The sequence below is a fragment of the Streptosporangium nanhuense genome, from assembly GCF_059358815.1.
In genome coordinates this window covers 16,428-35,050 of the sequence record NZ_JCADBG010000014.1, presented here as the reverse complement: position 1 = coordinate 35,050, position 18,623 = coordinate 16,428, and the positions used below count along the sequence as shown (strand labels likewise).

18 protein-coding genes are annotated in these 18,623 nt (G+C 73.2%); 3 read left to right on the top strand and 15 right to left on the bottom strand.

Annotated elements, in window-relative coordinates:
• Positions 1-2 precede the first annotated feature (2 nt).
• Together AC5L38_RS25695 and AC5L38_RS25690 are read left to right on the top strand one after the other, a co-directional pair.
• Complete coding sequence (locus tag AC5L38_RS25695) at positions 3-1,133, top strand: alkaline phosphatase family protein (protein WP_495245374.1); 1,131 nt, start codon at positions 3-5, stop codon at positions 1,131-1,133.
• Between the two features lie 46 nt (positions 1,134-1,179).
• A complete protein-coding gene (locus AC5L38_RS25690; protein ID WP_495245373.1) occupies positions 1,180-2,016 on the top strand; it encodes a sulfurtransferase in 837 nt (278 codons plus the stop codon).
• 81 nt (positions 2,017-2,097) lie between these two features.
• Here AC5L38_RS25690 and AC5L38_RS25685 read toward each other — a convergent pair whose 3' ends face one another.
• From AC5L38_RS25685 to AC5L38_RS25670, 4 genes are read right to left on the bottom strand one after another with little or no spacing between them, the layout of a single operon-like run.
• Complete coding sequence (locus tag AC5L38_RS25685; RefSeq protein ID WP_495245372.1) at positions 2,098-4,662, bottom strand: CHAT domain-containing protein; 2,565 nt, start codon at positions 4,660-4,662, stop codon at positions 2,098-2,100.
• Positions 4,663-5,127, bottom strand: a complete 465-nt coding sequence (locus AC5L38_RS25680) for a hypothetical protein (protein ID WP_495245371.1) — start codon at positions 5,125-5,127, stop codon at positions 4,663-4,665.
• A complete protein-coding gene (locus tag AC5L38_RS25675; protein ID WP_495245370.1) occupies positions 5,124-5,723 on the bottom strand; it encodes an RNA polymerase sigma factor in 600 nt (199 codons plus the stop codon). The genes AC5L38_RS25680 and AC5L38_RS25675 overlap by 4 nt, the downstream gene beginning before the upstream one ends.
• Positions 5,724-5,757: 34 nt before the next feature.
• The gene (locus AC5L38_RS25670) at positions 5,758-6,825 is read right to left on the bottom strand and encodes a S8 family peptidase (protein WP_495245369.1); all 1,068 of its coding nucleotides are present in this window, start codon (positions 6,823-6,825) and stop codon (positions 5,758-5,760) included.
• 205 nt (positions 6,826-7,030) lie between these two features.
• On the opposite strand from AC5L38_RS25670, the gene AC5L38_RS25665 reads away from it, so the two are divergent.
• Positions 7,031-7,525: a DUF3145 domain-containing protein gene (locus AC5L38_RS25665; RefSeq protein WP_344747901.1), complete on the top strand. Its 495-nt coding sequence runs from the start codon at positions 7,031-7,033 to the stop codon at positions 7,523-7,525.
• Positions 7,526-7,692: 167 nt separating this feature from the next.
• On the opposite strand, the gene AC5L38_RS25660 is transcribed toward AC5L38_RS25665, so the two are convergent.
• The 11 genes from AC5L38_RS25660 to AC5L38_RS25610 all read right to left on the bottom strand — a co-directional run bounded on the left by AC5L38_RS25660 (position 7,693) and on the right by AC5L38_RS25610 (position 18,601).
• The gene (locus tag AC5L38_RS25660) at positions 7,693-9,114 is read right to left on the bottom strand and encodes an acyl-CoA carboxylase subunit beta (protein WP_495245368.1); all 1,422 of its coding nucleotides are present in this window, start codon (positions 9,112-9,114) and stop codon (positions 7,693-7,695) included.
• Positions 9,115-9,400: 286 nt separating this feature from the next.
• A complete protein-coding gene (gene fabF, locus AC5L38_RS25655) occupies positions 9,401-10,633 on the bottom strand; it encodes a beta-ketoacyl-ACP synthase II (RefSeq protein WP_495245367.1) in 1,233 nt (410 codons plus the stop codon).
• 57 nt (positions 10,634-10,690) lie between these two features.
• The gene (locus tag AC5L38_RS25650) at positions 10,691-10,930 is read right to left on the bottom strand and encodes an acyl carrier protein (protein WP_350945978.1); all 240 of its coding nucleotides are present in this window, start codon (positions 10,928-10,930) and stop codon (positions 10,691-10,693) included.
• A gap of 79 nt (positions 10,931-11,009) precedes the next feature.
• Positions 11,010-11,966: a beta-ketoacyl-ACP synthase III gene (locus AC5L38_RS25645; protein WP_495245366.1), complete on the bottom strand. Its 957-nt coding sequence runs from the start codon at positions 11,964-11,966 to the stop codon at positions 11,010-11,012.
• Positions 11,967-11,973: 7 nt separating this feature from the next.
• The gene (locus tag AC5L38_RS25640) at positions 11,974-12,885 is read right to left on the bottom strand and encodes an ACP S-malonyltransferase (protein ID WP_495245365.1); all 912 of its coding nucleotides are present in this window, start codon (positions 12,883-12,885) and stop codon (positions 11,974-11,976) included.
• Between the two features lie 117 nt (positions 12,886-13,002).
• The gene (locus AC5L38_RS25635) at positions 13,003-14,112 is read right to left on the bottom strand and encodes a PucR family transcriptional regulator (RefSeq protein WP_495245554.1); all 1,110 of its coding nucleotides are present in this window, start codon (positions 14,110-14,112) and stop codon (positions 13,003-13,005) included.
• Between the two features lie 394 nt (positions 14,113-14,506).
• Entirely contained in the window at positions 14,507-14,995 is a 489-nt protein-coding gene (locus tag AC5L38_RS25630) for a DUF350 domain-containing protein (RefSeq protein ID WP_495245364.1), read from the bottom strand.
• 22 nt (positions 14,996-15,017) lie between these two features.
• The gene (locus AC5L38_RS25625) at positions 15,018-16,178 is read right to left on the bottom strand and encodes a glutathionylspermidine synthase family protein (protein WP_495245363.1); all 1,161 of its coding nucleotides are present in this window, start codon (positions 16,176-16,178) and stop codon (positions 15,018-15,020) included.
• Positions 16,179-16,220: 42 nt separating this feature from the next.
• Entirely contained in the window at positions 16,221-16,595 is a 375-nt protein-coding gene (locus AC5L38_RS25620) for a hypothetical protein (protein WP_495245362.1), read from the bottom strand.
• A gap of 216 nt (positions 16,596-16,811) precedes the next feature.
• Positions 16,812-17,951, bottom strand: coding sequence for a sensor histidine kinase (locus AC5L38_RS25615; protein ID WP_495245361.1), 1,140 nt, complete (start codon positions 17,949-17,951; stop codon positions 16,812-16,814).
• Positions 17,948-18,601, bottom strand: coding sequence for a response regulator transcription factor (locus tag AC5L38_RS25610; RefSeq protein ID WP_495245360.1), 654 nt, complete (start codon positions 18,599-18,601; stop codon positions 17,948-17,950). Before AC5L38_RS25610 ends, AC5L38_RS25615 begins: the two co-directional genes overlap by 4 nt.
• Positions 18,602-18,623: the final 22 nt, after the last annotated feature.

Below are 18,623 nucleotides of genomic sequence, written 5' to 3'. Positions count from 1 at the left end.
CCGTGAACCCCCTGGTCCCCGCGTACGGGACGGCCTCGCTCGCGGACCTGTCCTCCTCGCTGCTCGCCGCGGTCGGGGTGGACGGCGACAACCCGCTGGATCTCGCCCCGGCCGGGCGGGTCCTGCTGTTCCTCGTCGACGGCATGGGCGCCGAGCTGCTCCGTGCCCACCCCGGCGTCGCGCCGTTCCTGTCCTCCCTGTCCGGCGGGGTGTCCGGCGGGGTGCTCACCGCGGGCTTCCCCGCCACGACCGTGACCAGCCTGAGCACCCTCGGCACCGGCCTGCCGCCGGGCGGCCACGGCATGCTCGGCTACCAGCTCGCCGTGCCCGGCGCCGGTTACCTGCTCAACTGCCTGCGCTGGACCGCTCCGGGCCCCCTCGTCGAACCCGGCGAGTGGCAGCCGACCCCGACCGTCTACGAGCGCGCGGCGGCGGCCGGCGTCCAGGTCAGCTACGTCGGCCCGGCCAAGTTCGAGACCACCGGTTTCAACAGGGCCGTCTACCGGGGCGTGCGCTTCGTGGGGGCCGACGAGGTCGACGACCGGGTCGCCGGGGTCCGCCACGCGCTGGCGGCAGAGCCCCGGGCCCACGTCTCGGTCTACTACGGCGACCTCGACGCCACCGGCCACGTCACCGGCTGGGGCTCCCCGGCCTGGCTCGACCAGCTCGCCCTGGTCGACCGGATGGCCGAGCGGCTGGCGGAGACGCTCCCGCCGGGCTCGGCGATGTACGTCACCGCCGACCACGGCATGATCAACGTCGCCGAACGCGTCGACGTCGACGCCCTGCCCGCGCTGCGCGAGGGCGTCGCCCTGCTCGGCGGGGAGAGCAGGGCCCGCCACCTCTACACCGCCCCCGGAGCCTCGGCGGCGGTCCTCGACACCTGGCGCGAGGTCCTCGCCGGAAAGGCCTGGGTGGCCTCCCGGGAGGAGGCGGTCGAGTCCGGCTGGTTCGGGCCGGGGGTCCGCGCGGAATGGCTGCCCAGGATCGGCGACGTCCTCGCGGTGCCGTACACCGACTGCGCTCTCGTCGCCTCGGTCGCCGAGCCGCACGAGGCGGGGTTCATCGGCTGCCACGGCTCGCTGACACCCGCCGAGCAGTACGTTCCCCTTCTTGAGGTAAGCACCCGTTGACATCCCCCCACAGCCAGAGCCGGGATCTTCACGCTGGAGGTATTCGATGAGCCCGCTGATCACTCCCGCCGAGCTGGAGGGCCTGACCGGGGTGAGCGTCCTCGACGTGCGCTGGAAGCTCGCCGTCGCGCCCACGGGGCCGGCCGGGATCGACTCCTACCGCGAGGGGCACATCCCCGGCGCGGTCTTCTGCGACCTGGAGACCGACCTCACGGCCCACCCCGGGCCGGGAGGCGAGGGAGGCCGCCACCCGCTGCCCTCCGCCGAGGCGTTCCAGGAGGCGATGCGCCGGCTCGGCGTGTCCGCTTCCCGGACCGTCGTCGTCTACGACGGCGCCGACTCCACCGCGGCCGCCGCCCGCGCCTGGTGGCTCCTGCGCTACTTCGGTCACCCCGACGTGCGGGTCCTCGACGGCGGCCTGCGCGCCTGGGTCTCCGAGGGCCTGCCGGTCTCCGCCGAGGAGAGCCGCCCCGAGCCCGGCGACTTCGAGGCGCGGCCGGGCGGGATGCCGCTGCTCGACGCCGCGCGGGCCGGTGAGCTCGCCGCCGACGGGGTGCTGCTCGACGCCCGCGCCGCCGAGCGCTACCGGGGCGAGGTCGAGCCGATCGACCCGGTCGCCGGGCACATCCCGGGCGCCGTCAGCGCCCCCACCGGCGAGAACGTCGACCCCTCCGGCCGCTTCCACCTGCCCGACTTCCTGCGCGAACGCTTCAACACCCTGGGCGTCGTCCCCGGGGTCGAGGCCGGCGCCTACTGCGGATCCGGTGTGACGGCCGCGCACGAGGTGCTGGCCCTGGAGGTGGCGGGCATCCCGGCCGCGCTCTACGTCGGGTCGTGGTCCGACTGGGTGACCGACCCCTCCCGGCCGGTCGCCACCGGCTGACCGCTCCGGGCGACGGGCTCCTCCCGCCGGTCGCCACCGGGCGACCGGCTTCGCCCTGCCGGTCGTCACCGGCCGACCGCTCTAGGCGACCGGCTCCTTTGGGCCGGTCGCCGCCGGCAGGTCCCCGCACCCGAAGCAGACGAAGCCCGCCACGCCGGTCTTCCCGCTCGCGAGGGCCAGCGCCCGCGCGGGAGGGGCACCGGCGGCCAGCGCCCGGTGGAAGGCGGTCATCAGCGTCAGCGTCTCCTCGTCGCGCACCGGCACCAGGCTGGCCACCACGCACCGCGTCCCCAGCGACAGGAACGTGCCCGCCAGCCCGAGGGGCGCGCCGTCCGCGGGGGCGTGCGCCATCCCCGCGTCGCACGCCGACAGCACCACCAGCGCGGGCGGGGTGCGCAGCCGCAGCAGGTCGTACGCCATCAGCGGGCCGTCGTCGAGGTCGATGCTCGACAGCAGCGGGCTGCGCGGGGAGAACATCCCGTGCGCGGCCAGATGGGCCACGTCGGCCCGCTCCAGAGCCGCCATCACCTCCGCCCGCCGCGCCGCCACCCGCTCGGTCCCCGGATGGCACTCGCCGACCATGCGTGCCTCGGTCTTCGCGTACCGCAGCCCCGGTCCCGCCACCGCCATCGGCACCGCCGCGCCCCTCCCGGCGCGTACGGCCGGCACCCGGCGCCCGGCCAGCCAGGCGGCGGCGCTGGCCGCCACGGTCACCGGCCGGTCGGCGTTCATCGGCAGCAGCGGCCAGGGCAGGGTGTGCAGCGTCCCCGTCGGCACGATCACCAGCGGCCGGTCGCCCAGCCGGTCACGCAGCGAGCCGAAGAGGAGCCGTTCCAGCTCCGCGGCCTCCGCGCCGGGCTCGGCGGCGCTCCCGTCGAGCAGGTGCGTCCTGCGCAGCCCGTAGCGGAGGCGGACGGTGGCCTCGGCGACGGCGGGGAACGGGCCGAGACGGCGCAGCGTCACGCGGTCGCGGGTGACCACGACGGCGGCCAGGTCACCCTCGTGGCGGACGAACTCCACCAGGACCGACTCGCCGAGCGCCGCCCGCAGCGCGGCCGGGTCGGGCGCGAGCGGCCGGCCCGCACCCCCGGTGACCGCCCGCCACCGCTCGGCCCAGGCCAGGACCGCGCTACCCCGCCCGGTCCGCATGGCCAGGGCCAGCCCGAACCCGGCCAGCGGCTCACCGGCCCTGGCGGCGTGCGCGCGCACCACCGGATCCTCGAACGTCCGCGTCCCGGCGCCCACCTCCGCCAGCCCGGCCAGCACCGCGGCGAACGCCCCGCGCCGGTCTCCCGCCAGGGATCGCCGCAGCGCCGTCGCCTGGAGGGCGACCACCCCGTGGCCCGGGCGGGACAGGAGGGCCAGCTGGTCCTCGGCGGACGGCCGGTCGCCGAGGCCGAGCGCGACCTCGGCGGCGGTGAGCCTGAGCGCCGCCGAGGCGTCCCGGTGCCCGGAGGCGTCGAGGGCGTCGGCGCACGAGAGCATCGCCGAGGGCAGCTCCGCCGAGGGCGGGTCCAGCGCGAGCCGGGCCCGCAGGACGATCTCGTCGGCGACCGGGACCAGGACCGTCCGCCCCTGCGCGGCCAGCTCGCGGGCGGCCAGCTCCGCGCTCTCCCGGGCACGGCGGGGATCACCGGTGCGCAACTCGACCCTGGCGAGCAGCAGGAGGGCCTCGGCCAGGACCGTCCCGGCACCCGCCGCCGCCAGCTCGGGAACCGCCATCTCCAGCAGCACCCGGGCCTCGCCGGGCAGATGGGCGCCGACCAGCGCCTCGGCCAGGTCGCAGCGCACCGTCGCCAGCCGTTCGGGAAAGCCGACCAGGATGCTCTCGGCGCGCCGGTAGGCGCCGAACGCGGCGGCCAGGTCACCGCGCCGCGCGGCCAGGAACGGCAGGTTGCCCTCGGCGAGCGCGAGAACGTGTTCCAGGCCCGCCTCCCTGGCCAGCTCCGCGCACCGGCTCAGGTCGGCCTCCGCGGCCTCGAACTCCCCGAGGAACACCCGGGCGAGCCCGCGGTTCAGCATCGCCCCGGCCAGGAACCTGACGTCGCCGCCGAGGACGGGAACGGCGAGGTCGCAGTGGTCGACGGCCTCGCGGTAGCGGCCGAGCCGGGCCAGGGCCACGGCCCGGTGCACGCCGAGCTTGCCCACCTCGGCCGGGGTCAGGCCGGGCTCGGCGTCCGCGGCGACGGCCAGCGCCTGCTCCGGGTGCCCCAGCTCGGTGCGGACGTGGACCAGCGACAGCCGCGCCTGGGCCGCCCGGTGCGGCAGCCCCGCCGAGATCGCGATGCGCACCGCCCGGCCCAGGCGTTCCTCGGCGAACGGCAGGTCGCCCAGCTCGCGCGCCGCCACCGCCAGCGCCCGGTGCGCCACCACCTCGACCTCGCAGTGCCCGCACCCCGCGACCCGGCCAGAGATCGCGCCGCCGTCATGACCGCCGTCGAAATCGTCGTCGGGGCCGCCTTCCGGATCGCGCCCCGGGACGCCGTCGTCCGGAGTGACACCCGGGACGGCCCCGCGGGCCGCCTCCCGGCAGGACGCGGGCAGCGCGGCGAGCACGGTGCGGGCGAGCGCGAGGGCGCGGGCCGGGTCGCTGCCCGAGAGGTCGACCGCGTGCTCGGCGGCGGCGAGCGCCTCGTCGGAGGTCACCTACGGGCGGATCCGGGTCCAGCTGGTGACCACGGAAGAGCCCTCGGGCCGGTGGCACACCACGCTGAACCAGCCCGGAGGCAGGCCGGTGACGGCGAACTGGCCCGTCGGGGACAGCGCGCGTGACTCGGTGAGATGCAGGGTGCGGATCTCGACCAGCGTGCCCGCCTCGGGGCAGGGCGAGACCTGGCCCGCCAGGTCGACCAGGCCGTCCAGGGAGGTGACCTCCAGCTCCACCGTGAGCCCGCCGGCGGTGAACCTCAGCAGCCGGGGCTCCTCGGCGGACCGGACACCTCGCGGCACGGGCGTGGCCACGGGGCGGGCCGTGGTGGCGTCGGGCAGCCGCAGGCCGAAGGTCGCGCGGGCGGCGGCCGTCACCCGCGCGGGCACCGGGTCACCGCCCGAGGCCAGGCGCAGCGCGGCTATCAGGGACTCGTCGTCGATCGCCGTCGGATGTCGCGTCACGGTGTCGCCTCCCGGGCGGTGAGCAGGGTGCGGAGCCGGTTCAGGCAGCGGCCCCGGGTAGGGCCGTAGCTGCCGCTGGGCATGCCCAGACGCCCGGCCAACTGGTGGACGCCCGCGTCGGGGGCCGTGGCCATCAGCCGGAACAGCGAGCGGCACGGCTCCTGCATCTCGTCGACGGCCTGCCACAGGCGGCGGCCCTCGTCGGCGCTCAGCACGGCCAGTGCGGGGTCGGCGTGGGCGTGCCCGGCGCCGGCCGGGGCGAGGTGCGCGTGCTCGGCGTCCGCCGGGTCGGCGACCAGCCGCTCGCCCCGGTGCCGCCGGCTCAGCAGGGACGCCTCGCGCTTGGCCGTGGTGAACAGCCAGGGGCCGATCCTGCCGGGGTCGCGGATGGTGTGCAGGCTTTCCAGCAGCCGCAACCAGGTGCCCTGCACCGCGTCGGCGGCGTCGGCCGGGCTCAGGTCGTAGGCGCGCACGGCCGACCACAGCAGCCCCTGGAAACGGACGACCAGCTCGTCCCAGGCCACCTGGTCGTCCACCAGGACGGCGTCGATCGTGTGCTGGTCGCCCACCGGCACCTCCATGACCGCGTAGAACACTCTGAGTGTTCGCGTGAAGACTTTGGGTGAGACTTTAGCCGGGCATGGGCACGACGGCTCCCAAATCGGGGATCCGCCTGACCCCGGACGGGGCGAGGACGTGCTTCACGGCCTCGGGGGAGGGCCGGTCCGCGCACGCCGCGGCGATCGCGCCGCTGACCAGGGCGGTCGCGAAGGAGGTCCCGCTCCAGCGCGCGTAGCCCTCGAACGCCCCGTGTTCGAGGAAGGTGCTGGACAGCCACTCGCCGCGGGCGCACGCGTCCACCCACGGGCCGTACGCCGAGAACGGGGCCCTCGCCTCCCCGGCGGTGTCCAGCGCTCCGACGGCGATCACCCGGGGCGACGCGGCGGGCCAGAAGGGGCGGTCGGAGGCGGTGTTGCCCGCGCAGGCCACGGTGACCGTGCCGGCCAGTTCCTCCAGGGCCGCCTCCACGAGCGGGGAGGGCTGGTCGTCGAAGGTGTGCCCGCCGAAGGACAGGTTGAGCACCCGCGGCGGCCCGGCCCGCAGCCGCCCCAGGACGTGCAGCAGCCCGGCCTCGTCCCCGATCCCGTGGCCGTCCAGCACCCTGATCGGCCGCAGCCGCGCCAGGGGAGCCGATCGCAGGACCAGCCCCGCGACGAACGTGCCGTGCCCCGCCTGGAGGTCCATCTCCCCGTCGCCGTCCGAGTCGGGGATCTCGGCGGACTCCCGTCCCCGCTCCAGGAACCACGGGCTCTCCTGCCACCAGGGGTGCTCGGCCAGGCCGGTGTCGGCCAGGGCCACGGTCACGGCGCTCGCGGAGGGCCCGGCGGGGGCCGGCTCGGGCGCGGGGAGGGCGGCGCTGGGGAAGGGGCGCGAGGCCGGGCCCCCGAAATAGAGCGGCTGGCCCGTCAGGACGTGGTTGGGGGAGGCCAGGACGCCCCGTGCCCGCACCGACGCCACCAGGTCGCAGACGTCCACGCCCGGTGAGAGGCGCACCCGGTAGATTCCCCCGGTCTCGGTGACGGCGTCGGCCCAGCGGGCGGTGGCCGCGAGGCCCGAGGCGTCGGTGAGCAACTGGCCTTTCCTGATCAGGGCGGGTGAACCAGGGAAGGGTTCGACCCGTTCGATACCGGTATGCATCTGGTCCTCCGGGGGGCGATCACCAGTTCGTGGGTTTCCTTCATTCCCGAGGATGCCCCGGCCAATTGTCCGCGCCGCAACATCTCGGTATGACCCCCCTCTGGTGCGGCGTCACAACCGACGGTAGTCTCTCCTTCAGTCACTTGTGATCATCCTGGTATGAGGCCGTTGGGGAAGGCGCACCTCGTACGAAACGGGAGGTCCGGTGTCTGCTCGTGGCGTGCTTTACGTCCACTCGGCTCAGCCTGCGCTGTGCCCTCATATTGAATGGGCGGTCGCAGGTGTCCTTGGCGTGCCCGTAGACCTGACCTGGACGCCACAGCCCGCCGCGCCCGGCCACGTGCGCGCGCAGGCCGAGTGGGAGGCCCGTGTCGGTACCGCGGCGGCCATCACCTCGTCGCTGATGGGCTGGCAGCGGATCCGCTTCGAGATCACCGAGGACGCCTCGCCGGGCGCCGACGGGACCCGGCACGCCTACACCCCCTCCCTCGGCGCCTTCACGGCCGTGGTCGGGGCCACCGGCGACATCCTGATCCCGGAGGACCGGCTGCGCTCCGCCATGCTGATGGCCCGCCAGGGTCGCGTGGTGCTCGAGGAGGAGCTCGACCGCCTGCTGGGCAAGCAGTGGGACGCCGAGCTGGAGTCGTTCCGCTACGCGGGCGAGGGCGCTCCGGTCCGCTGGCTGCACGCCGCCGTCTGATCGGGCGTGTCCGGCCGGCGCCGTCCGCCTCCTCGTGGAGGAAGGCCGTCCCGGACACGGTTTTGGAACGTGCCCGGGAGCCGTGCCCTTTCCCGGCGCGGGGAAGGGCGGCGGGAAAACGGGTGAGCCCCCGCCGGGGAGACCGGCGGGGGCTCGTCGGACGACCGTCAGAGGGGGATGTTGCCGTGGGCGCCCCTGGCGGGGGTCGCCTGGGCCAGGACCCTGGCGATGGCGCCCCGGGTCTCCTCGGGCTTGATGACCTCGTCGATCACGCCGAGCTCGATGGCCCGGTCGAGGCCGCCGGCGAGGATCTCGTGCTCCTCGGCGAGCCTGGCCTCCAGGGCGGCGCGCTCCTCCTCCGGCGCGGCGGCCAGCTCGCGGCGCTTGAGGACGCGCACCGCGGCGACCGCGCCCATGACCGCGATCTGGGTCGTCGGCCAGCCGAACACTTTGGTCGCGCCCAGCGAGCGGGAGTTCATCGCGATGTAGGCGCCGCCGTACGCCTTCCTGGTCACCAGGGTGACGCGCGGCACGGAGGCCTCGGCGAAGGCGTGCAGGAGCTTGGCGCCGCGGCGGACCACGCCGTCGTGCTCCTGGCCGACGCCCGGCAGGTAGCCGGGGACGTCCACCAGGACGACCAGCGGCACCCCGAAGGCATCGCACATCCGGACGAACCGTGCGGCCTTCTCCGCCGAGGCGGAGTCGAGGCAGCCGCCCAGGCGCAACGGGTTGTTGGCCACCACACCCACGGTCCGGCCCCCGAGGCGGCCCAGGGTGGTGACGACGTTGGGCGCCCACTTGGCGTGCAGTTCCACACCGGGCTCGTCCAGCAGGCCCGTGACGAGCGGCTTCACGTCGTAGGCGCGGCGCACGTTGTCGGGAAGCAGGCCGGAGAAGTCGACCTCCTCGACCTCGGTGCGCACCCGGCCCTGGTGGCCGAGGAGCACCGCCAGGCGACGGGCCTGCAGGTAGGCGTCGGTCTCGGTCTTGGTGACCACGTGGACGACGCCGCTGCGCCTGCCGTGCGGCTCGGGACCGCCCAGGGCGGCCATGTCGATCTGCTCGCCGGTGACGCTTCGGACCACGTCGGGGCCGGTGACGAAGATGCGCCCCTCGTCGGCCAGGATCACGATGTCGGTCAGCGCCGGGCCGTACGCGGCACCGCCGGCCGCGGGGCCGACGACCACCGACAGCTGCGGGACCACGCCGGAGGCGCGGGTCATCGCGGCGAAGACGCGGCCGACGGCGTGCAGCGACTCCACCCCCTCGGCGAGGCGAGCACCCCCGGAGTGCCAGACGCCGATGACGGGAACCCGCTCGCGGACCGCGACGTCGTAGGCGTGCACGATGTGCTCGCACCCCTCGCTGCCCATCGCACCGCCCTGGACGCGGGCGTCGCTGGCGAACGCGACGACCGGCACCCCCTCGACACGGCCCGTCGCGGCGAGGACGCCGCTGCGGTCGACCGGCGAGATCAGGCGCAGCGAGCCCGCGTCGAACAGGGCGGAGAGACGCACCTGGGGGTCACGGGGATCGGGAGGGTCCTGTTCGGACCCCTCGCTCACCACCCTGTTGTCGAGCACGGTCATCAGCTACCTCCGGCATGGAGACCTTGGATCTCGGTCCTGGGCGGGAAACGCGGCGCGTCGCCGCGCGATGTGGGCAGGGTCCGGCGGTCCGGTCGTCCGGCCGTCCGGCGGAGAGGAGCGGGCCGCCGGGCCTGCCGCCCTAAGCCCGTGGGAACCGGGTGAGACCCCGTCCCCGGTCCGATCGCCCGCGAAGCCCGGCCCCTGAGGGCCGGAACTCCCCGGCGCGCGTCGCGGGGGGAGACCGGTTCCCTGCCGGGCCGGCCCCCCGCCGGATGGTGGTGAACCGTCAGATGCTGGTGAAGGCCACGGCGACGTCGTGCCCGCCGAACCCGAAGGAGTTGTTGATGGCGGCGATCTGACCGTCGGGCAGGGCGCGCGGCTCGCCGCGCACGATGTCGACCTCCACGCCGTCGTCGAGGTCGTCCACGTTGATCGTTCCAGGCGCGCGACGCTCGTGCAGCGCGAGGACGGTGAAGACGGACTCGATGCCGCCGGCGCCGCCGAGCAGGTGCCCGGTCATCGACTTGGTGCCGCTGACCAGGGGGTGGTCGCCGATGACCTCCTTGATCGCCATCGTCTCCACCACGTCGCCCGCGGGGGTGGAGGTGGCGTGCGCGTTCACGTGCTTGATGTCGGAGCCCGTGAGGCCGGCGTTCTCCAGGACGCGGCGCATGGCCAGCATGACCCCGGCGCCGCTGGGCTCGGGCTGCGCGATGTGGTGGGCGTCGGCCGAGTAGCCGACGCCGGCGGCCACGGCGTAGATCGTGGCGCCGCGCGCGAGGGCGTGCTCCTCGGACTCCAGCACCAGGATGCCCGCGCCCTCGCCGAGGACGAAGCCGTCGCGGCCCTTGTCCCACGGCCGGGAGGCGCGCTGCGGCTCGTCGTTGCGGGTGGACATGGCGCGCATGGCGGCGAAGGACCCGATGTTCAGCGGGTGGATGGCCGCCTCGGTGCCGCCGGCCACGACCACGTCGGCCCGGCCGGAGCGGATCATCTCGATGGCGTACCCGATCGACTCGGCGCCGGTGGCGCAGGCGCTCACCGTGGCGTGGACGCCGGCGCGCGCGCCGACCTCGATGCCGATCCAGCCCGCCGAGCCGTTCGGCATCAGCATGGGGACGGTGAACGGCGAGAGTCGCTGCCAGCCCCTCTCCTTGAAGGTGTCGTAGGCGGCGAGGATCGTGGTGATGCCCCCGATGCCGCTGCCCACGACGACGCCGAGCCGCTCGGGGTCGACCTTGTCGATCGCGGCGTGCGCCCACGCCTCACGGGCCGCGACCAGGGCGAACTGCTCGGCCCGGTCAAGCCGCCGCGACTCCGGCCGGGGCAGGACCTCGGTCGGGTCCACGGCGGCGAAGCCGGCGAACTTCACCGGGACGGAGTCGACCCAGTCGGCGGTGGTGGTGCGTACCCCCGACTGACCGGCGAGAAGCGCCGACCAGGTCGAGGCGACGTCCCCACCGAGGGGCGTGGTCGCGCCGAGCCCGGTGACGACGACGCGTACCTGGTCTGTACTCACTGCTGCGCTCCTTGTGAATCGCTGGTCAAAAGGGTCGGAGGGAAAAGCCGTGACGTCTCAGTTCTGGATGAAGTTGATGACGTCCTTGACGGTCTTGAGGTGCTTGAGCTGGTCGTCCGGGATCTCGACGCCGAACTCGTCCTGAGCGGCGACGGCGATCTCGACCATGGACAGCGAGTCGATGTCGAGGTCGTCGACGAAGCTCTTCTCCGGGGTGACCTCGGTGGCCGGGATCCCGGTGATCTCATTGATGATCTTGCCGATGCCGGCGAGGATCTCCTGCTCGGTCAGAGCCATGTCGCGTGTTCTCCTTGCGATCGGTTTTCTTCTTTGTTTCCCGTGCGGCGGGGCCGCGCGGAAGCTCCAAGGGGGTGCTTCAGGGGATCTCGACGACCTGGCCCGCGTAGGTCAGGCCCGCGCCGAAGCCCAGCAGCAGGGCGAGCCCGCCCGACCGCACCTCGCCGCGCTCGATCATCCGGGACAGGGCCAGCGGGATCGAGGCGGCGGAGGTGTTGCCCGCCAGGACGATGTCCTTGGCGACGACGGCGTTGTCCGCGCCGAGCTTGCGGGCGATCGTCTCGATGATGCGCAGGTTGGCCTGGTGGGGTACGAAGGCCGCGAGGTCGGCCGGGTCCACCCCGGCACGGTCGCAGATCTCCTTGGCGACGGGGTGAAGCGTGGTGGTCGCCCAGCGGAACACGGTCTGGCCCTCCTGGTGCAGGAAGGAGTCGCGGTCCTTGATGATGATCGCGTCGAACTTGTCCCCGGCGCTGCCCCACACCACGGGGCCGATGCGCGGGGTGTCGGAGGGGCCGACGACCGCGGCGCCCGCGCCGTCGGCGAAGATCACCGCGGTGGCCCGGTCGGTCCAGTCGATCCACTGGGAGAGCTTCTCGGTGCCGACGACGAGCACGTGGGTCGCCGAGCCCGCGCGGACCGCGTCGTTGGCGAGCGCGAGCGCGTAGCAGAAGCCCGAGCAGGCGGTGTTGACGTCGAACGCGCCGGGGGCGTCGATGCCCAGCCGGGTGGCCACCCGGCCGGCGGCGTTGGGGATCTGCGTCTCCAGCGTGCAGGTGGCGACGATCACCAGGTCGATGTCGGAGGCCGACAGGCCGCTCGCGGCGAGGGCCTTGCCGCCCGCCTGCACGGCCAGGTCGATCTCGGACTCGTTGTCCGGGGCGATGCGGCGCTCCTTGATGCCGACGCGGCTCTGGATCCAGGCGTCGTCGGTCTCCATGGTCGCCGACAGGTCGTCGTTGGTGACCACGTTGGAGGGCTGGTAGTGGCCGAAGGCCAGGATCCTCGCGCCCGGCGAGCCCTGTGAGATCCTCATTCGTCGATCACCGCTCCTCATTCGACCCAAGGGCGGCTCGCGCGGCCTCCAGGTCGTCGGGGGTCTTCAGGGCGACGGTCGTCACCCCGCGCAGAGCACGCTTGGCCAGGCCGGTGAGCGTGCCGCCGGGGACAAGTTCGATCATCGTGGTGACGCCGCGCTCGGCCATCGTGGCCATGCAGGCGTCCCAGCGCACCGGGTTGGCGACCTGGGCGACCAGGCGCTCGACGAACTCGGCGCCGCCGGTGACCACCGCGCCGTCCCTGTTGGACAGCAGCGTGACGGAGGGGTCGGCCGGGGTGAGGCCCGCGGTGGCCTCGCGCAGGTGGCCGACCGCGGAGGCCATGTGCTCGGTGTGGAACGCGCCGGCGACCGACAGCGCGACCACCCGGGCCCGCGCGGGCGGCTCGGCCTTGAAGGCCTCCAGCTGCTCCAGCGTGCCGCCGATCACGATCTGCCCGGCGCCGTTGATGTTGGCGGGGGTGAGGCCCTTGTCGGCGATGGCCGCCAGGACCTCCTCCTCGACGCCGCCGAGGACGGCGGACATGCCGGTCTCGGTGATCGTCGCGGCCTTGGCCATGGCCTGGCCGCGCTCGCGGACGAGGCCGACGGCCTGCTCGGGGGTGATCACTCCGGCCAGGGCGGCGGCGGTGAACTCGCCGACGCTGTGCCCGGCGACCATGTCGGGGGAGGCTCCGAGAACCTCGGCGACGGCCAGGCCGGCGGCCACGAGCAGTGGCTGCGCGACGGCGGTGTCACGGATCTTGTCCGCGTCGGCGGTGGTCCCGTAGGCGATCAGATCGAGGCCGGCCAGCTCCGACCACGCGGTCAGCCGATCGGCCACGCCCGGTAGTTCGAGCCATGGACTGAGAAAGCCTGGAGTCTGGGCACCCTGGCCCGGAGCGACGATGACGAGCACAAAATCCAGCCTGCCCTGTAGAGGTTCACTACATGGATGGAGATCCAGACGAAGTTTGTCCCTACTTCTTTGTAGGGAAGCTACAGCGGGAGTTTCGCGAAGGTTAAGTAAAGAGCTTCAGGTAACCGGCGTTTCGGACAGACGCCCGAGAATCAGCCCCACCTGGAGGGTGAAGGCGGACCGCCCCTCGGTCGGCTGGTAGCCGGTCAACTCCGTGATTTTACGAAGACGGTAGCGCACCGTGTTCGGATGGACGAACAACAGCCGGGCCGTCGCCTCCAGTGAGGTGCCCTGCTCCAGGTAGGTCGCGAGGGTGTCGAGGAGCGGGGTGCCGATCAGCGGCAGGTAGACGTTCTCGACCAGCTGCGCCCTGGCGTCGGCGTCGCCGTCGATGGCCCGCTCGGCCAGCAGGTCCTCGGCGTGGACCGGCCTGGGCGCGTCCGGCCACCCCGCGGCGGCCCGCAGCCCGGCCATCGCCGCCCGCGCCGAGCTGGCGGCCGAGTGCAGGTCGGCCACCTCCGGCCCGATCACGATCGGGCCGGGGCCGAAGCGCGGCACCACGTGCCTGGCCGCCGCGGCGACGCTGTCCGCCCCGCCCACGATCACGATCAGCCGGTCTCCCTGCACCCCGGCCAGCATGTCCAGGCCCGACCTGCGGCCCCGGTCGCGCAGCGCGTCGATCACCGCCTGCGGGTCGTCGTCGGGGGTCTGCCCGGCCAGCACCACGACGGGCGCTGAGGTCCAGCCGAGCGCGGCGGCCCACGAGTGCAGGCCGTCGTCGACCTCGCCCCGGACCAGGGCGTCCACGATGAGCGCCTCCAGCCGCGCGTCCCAGGCCCCGCGCGCCTCGGCCTCCCGCGCGTACACCTGCGCGGCGGCGAACGCGACGTCGCGGGTGTAGCGGAGCATCGCCTGCTGCAGCTGGTCCTCGCCGCCCGGCGCGGCCAGCTCCCCGGTCTGCGCCTCGACCACCTCGACCACGACCCGCACGATGTCGACGGTCTGCTGCAGCGAGATGGACCGCTTCAGCTCCCTGGGCGCGGTGCCGAAGAACTCGATGCTGGGCGTCGGCCGGCCCTCGCCCGCGTGCTGGAACCACTCCACGAACGCGGCGATCCCGGCCTGGGCCACCAGCCCGACCCAGGATCTGTCTTCGGCCGACAGGGCACGGAACCACATGAGCCGGTCGTCCATCCGGGACATGGCCGCCGTGCCCAGCGTGCCCATGGCCCGCTCCAACCGGCGCGTGGTGTCCTCCCGGACCCGGTCCGAGTCGAGATCACTCCCGTCCTCCCCGGTCACGACGTCGCCGTTCCTGAACCCTCGCGCGTTCCGCTCCCTCACGCCACTAAGAGTGCCAGGTCGCGCGAGATGCGCCAGCCGCGGCCGGTGACAGCGCGCGCTCCCGGATCCTGTACGTCTCGCACGAACGGATCCGTGCGTCTCGTATGAACGGATCCGTGCGTCTCGTATGAACGGATCCCGTACGTCTCGCACGAACGGCCCCCGCGCGCCTTGCACGAACGGCCCCGCGCGTCTCGGACGAACGGATCCGTGCGTCTCGCACGAACGATCCCGTACGCCCGCCGGGGCGCGGACGTACGCACGGCGGTGCGCCGGCTCAGATGACCGCGACGGCGGTGATCAGCCCGATGGCCAGGTGGGTGACCGCCAGCAGCCGGGCGCCCGGCTGGAGATCCGGCTCCGTGACCAGCTCGCGCACCGAGATGCCGGCCACCTTGTCGAACGCGACCATCGCCACGGTCTGCACGGCGATGCCGACCAGGCCGAAGACGAACGTCGCGAGCAGGCCCTCGTGCAGGGCGCCGCCAGAGGACCAGATGGAGGCCGCCACGATCAGCCCGACGGCCGCCAGCCCCGAGCCGGTGAGCAGGGTGGCGTTGGGGTTGCGCTCCTCCTTGATGAGCCTGCTGAGCTTGCCGGGGATGACCAGGTCGATCACGTAGAAGCCGATGATCAGCAGGATCACGCCGAGGGCGGCGTACGAGACGATCGCGAGCGCGCCGCGCCCGAGGGTCTCGGCGAGCGAGACCGTCATGTCGGGCACGGCGGGCACGGACGTCAGGGCCGGCGCGGGGGTGGGACTCATGTGTTGTTTCTCTTTCCGGGACTCAGAGTTCGATGCGGTGCGGGACGAATGACGACGTGTCGTCGGTGATGAACCCCGAGGTCTCGCGGATGCCGACACCCGCCGCCTCGTCGTGGACGACCCAGGCGCCGAGCACGGGGCGCCAGCCCTCGAAGACGGGCAGCGCCTGGAACTCCTGGTAGACGTATCCCTCGGCGCCGTAGCCGCCGGTGGTCTCGACGTGCTCGCCGGGGGTGACGATCCGCATGTTGGCGCCCTCGCGGCCGAGCAGCGGCTTGACGATGTACGAGGGCATGTCGCGGGGACCGTCGAGATAGGCGGGCAGCAGGTTCGGGTGCTGGGGGTACAGCTCCCAGAGCACCGCGAGCAGCGCCTTGTTGGACAGCAGCATCTTCCACAGCGGCTCGATCCAGGTCGTCGAGACCTGCTGGCGCACCGCCCGCGTCCCGAACGGGTCGGCGACGGCCCACTCCCACGGGTACAGCTTGCAGAGCGAGCGGATCACCCTGCGCTCCATGTCGACGAAGCGGAGGTTGAGGTCGTCCCAGCCGATGTCCTCCATGGCCACCGCGACGGTCTTGAGCCCCGCCTGGTCGGCGGTCTCCTGCAGGTAGGCGAGGGTCATCACCTCCTCGCCCGACTCGTCCATGTTGGTCCAGGCGAAGTGGGTGGGCCCGGTGGGCAGGCCGGTCGAGATCTGCTGCCACCTGGCGATCAGCCGCTCGTGGATGGAGTTCCACTGGTCGTCGTCGGGGTAGCGGTCGCGCAGCCAGAACCACTGCACCACCGAGCTCTCCAGGAGGCTGGTGGGGGTGTCGGCGTTGTACTCCAGCATCTTGGCGGGGCCGGTCCCGTCGTAGCGCAGGTCGAAACGGCCGAACAGGTGCGGGTCGTTCCGCTCCCAGGAGGCGGCGATCTCCGGGGCCAGCCACTCGGGGATCGCGAAGTCGGCGTAGCGGCCCTTGGCGACGACGTGCTCCACGGCGTGCAGGCACATCCGGTGCAGTTCCTCGACCTGGTTCTCCAGGTCGAGGACCTCGTCCATGGAGAAGACGTACTGGACGGCCTCGTCCCAGTACGGGCGGGTGAGGCCCTCGGGGTGGGCCGAGCGGTGGTAGGCCAGGCCGTGGCCCTCGATGACGCTCTCCCAGTCGTCGCGGGGGAGCGAGGTCTCGCGTCTCATCTCCTGCTCACCTGCTGCTCACCTGTTGCTCATCGGGCCGGATCAGCTTCCGCCGCCCGATCCGCTGCGCCCTCCGAAGCCGCCCCGCTGGATCACCGTGCCCTTACGGCTGGTGATGTGGACGTCCGCGGGACGCACGGTGGTGCCCTGCCGGATGTGGGTGCCGGATCTGACGCCACCGTAGTACCAGCCGTAGGCGCCCCGTGACCCGTAGTAGTGCCTGTCGTCGCAGTAGTCCTCGTCCACGACCGCGTAGGTGCCGTCCGGCTGGCGGCTGTTGAGGTCGACGCACTCGGCGCCCACCTCCTCGTAGTCCTCCTGCGCGGAGCAGTAACCGATCAGGAGCAGGGAGACGACACCGATCCCGGTGATGGTGACCGCTTTGGAGGCCTTGAAACCCGAGGACTTCTGGGGCATTTTGCCCGAAGGGTTCTGCGGTGAGGCCATTGGGTGTTTTGGTCGTGCGGCCATCGAGCTCCAATGAGATGCGTCGCCACAGGTTACCGAGGTGGTTTTGTCTGTTCAACCGTCATCCGGATCTTTCACAGGAATTCGTCCGCGCGGGAAACCGCAGGTGCCCGCCGGGGCGGTGGTGAGCCGCACCGGCCCGGCGGCCCGGACGCGGAGCCGGGATCACAGTCGTACGGTGACCACCAGCCCCCCGCCGGGGCGGGGGCGGGCCTCCGCGGAGCCGCGGTGGGCCCGGGCGATCGCGCGGACGATGGACAGGCCGAGGCCGGCGCCCCCGGCCGAGCCGGTGCGGTCGCTGTCGAGGCGGCGGAACGGTTCGAAGAGGTCCTCGACCCGGCCCGAGGGGACGACGCGGCCGGTGTTCTCCACGGTGACGACGCTTCCCCAGCGGTCGCTGTGGGTGCGCAGGACGACCAGGGCGCGCTCGTCGTTGTACTTCACCGCGTTGTCCAGCAGGTTGCCGATCATCCGCTCCAGGAGCACCGGGTCACCCTCCGCCGGGGCCGGGCGCAGGTCGGCGGTCGTCTCGGGAACCGAGGTCATCGCGCTCCCCGCGAGCTCGGCGAGGTCCACGGGCAGGCGTTCCGCGGGCTCGCGCTCGCTCTGCGCCAGCAGGAGCAGCCCCTCGATCAGCCGCTCCTGGCGGGCGTTGGCGTTCAGCAGCTCGGTGCCGACCGTCCTGACCTGCCGGGGCAGTTCGGGGTCGGTCATGGAGACCTGGAGCAGCGCCCGGTTGATCGCCAGGGGGGTGCGCAGCTCGTGGGAGGCGTTGGCGACGAACCTGCGCTGGCTGTCGAACGCGTGGCCGAGGCGTTCCAGCATCGAGTCGAAGGTGTCGGCCAGGTCCCGGATCTCGTCGCGGGGACCTCCCAGGGCGATCCGCTCGTGCAGGGTGCTCTCAGACAGGCGGCGGGCCGCCTCGGTCATCGTCTGCAACGGGGCCATCGCCCGGCGGGCCACGATCCAGCCGATCGCGAGCCCGGCCACCCCGACGACGGCGACCGCCAGCAGGGACCACTGGAGCATCGACCCCATCACGTCCTCGCGGTACTGGGTCCGCACGTCGCTGATGGCCCGCAGGAAGAGCGTGTCCTTGGGGATCGACGCCACCATGGACGGTTCCGACGGCTTCAGGGCGGCCAGCGCCTCCGGGACCCCCTGGAAGGTCATCTTCGAGGGGCGCGACAGCACGTCCCGCACGAACAGGTAGTTGACCCCGACGAGCACGACCCCCACCCCGAAGAACAGGCTGCCGTAGACCAGGGTCAGGCGCAGCCGGACCGAGACGCGCCGCGAGGTCAAAGCCGGTATCCCGACCCTGTCACCGTCTCCACCACCGGCGGGGCGCCGAGCTTCTTGCGCAGGGTCATCACGGTGACCCTGACCGAGTTGGTGAAGTAGCTGATGTTCTCGTCCCATGCCTTCTCCAGGAGGTCCTCGGCGCTGACCAGGCCACCGTCGGCGCGCATCAGGATTTCCAGTACCGCGAACTCCTTGGGGCTCAGCGCCACGTACCGGCCGTCGCGGAAGACCTCGCGGCGGCCGGGGTCCAGGGTGATGCCCGCCCTGCTCAGCACCGGCGGCACCGACCGGGGGGACCGGCGGGCCAGCGCGCGCAGCCGGGCGACCAGCTCGGGGAAGTCGAAGGGCTTGGTGAGATAGTCGTCGGCACCGATCGACAGGCCCTCGACCTTCGAGCCCAGGTCACCGGCGGCGGTCAGCATGATGATCCTGGCGGGGACCCGGCCGGCCACGAGGCGGCGGCAGACCTCGTCCCCGTGCAGCACCGGCAGGTCCCGATCCAGCACGATCACGTCGTAGTCGTTGACCGCCGCCCGCTCCAGCGCCGCGTCACCGTCGTAGACGACGTCCACGGCCATGGTCTCCCGGCGCAGGCCGGTCGCCACGATGTCGGCGAGCACCCGCTCGTCCTCCGCAATGAGCACTCGCATGGGCGCCATCCTGCTTTCCCGC

Bases quoted from the DNA above. Each gene is read 5' to 3' on its own strand.
- AC5L38_RS25690 (WP_495245373.1), top strand. From the start codon at position 1,180: ATGAGCCCGCTGATCACTCCCGCCGAGCTGGAGGGCCTGACCGGGGTG.
- AC5L38_RS25670 (WP_495245369.1), bottom strand. From the start codon at position 6,825: ATGCATACCGGTATCGAACGGGTCGAACCCTTCCCTGGTTCACCCGCC.
- AC5L38_RS25660 (WP_495245368.1), bottom strand. From the start codon at position 9,114: ATGACCGTGCTCGACAACAGGGTGGTGAGCGAGGGGTCCGAACAGGAC.
- AC5L38_RS25650 (WP_350945978.1), bottom strand. From the start codon at position 10,930: ATGGCTCTGACCGAGCAGGAGATCCTCGCCGGCATCGGCAAGATCATC.
- AC5L38_RS25645 (WP_495245366.1), bottom strand. From the start codon at position 11,966: ATGAGGATCTCACAGGGCTCGCCGGGCGCGAGGATCCTGGCCTTCGGC.
- AC5L38_RS25635 (WP_495245554.1), bottom strand. From the start codon at position 14,112: ATGGGCACGCTGGGCACGGCGGCCATGTCCCGGATGGACGACCGGCTC.
- AC5L38_RS25630 (WP_495245364.1), bottom strand. From the start codon at position 14,995: ATGAGTCCCACCCCCGCGCCGGCCCTGACGTCCGTGCCCGCCGTGCCC.
- AC5L38_RS25625 (WP_495245363.1), bottom strand. From the start codon at position 16,178: ATGAGACGCGAGACCTCGCTCCCCCGCGACGACTGGGAGAGCGTCATC.
- AC5L38_RS25620 (WP_495245362.1), bottom strand. From the start codon at position 16,595: ATGCCCCAGAAGTCCTCGGGTTTCAAGGCCTCCAAAGCGGTCACCATC.
- AC5L38_RS25610 (WP_495245360.1), bottom strand. From the start codon at position 18,601: ATGCGAGTGCTCATTGCGGAGGACGAGCGGGTGCTCGCCGACATCGTG.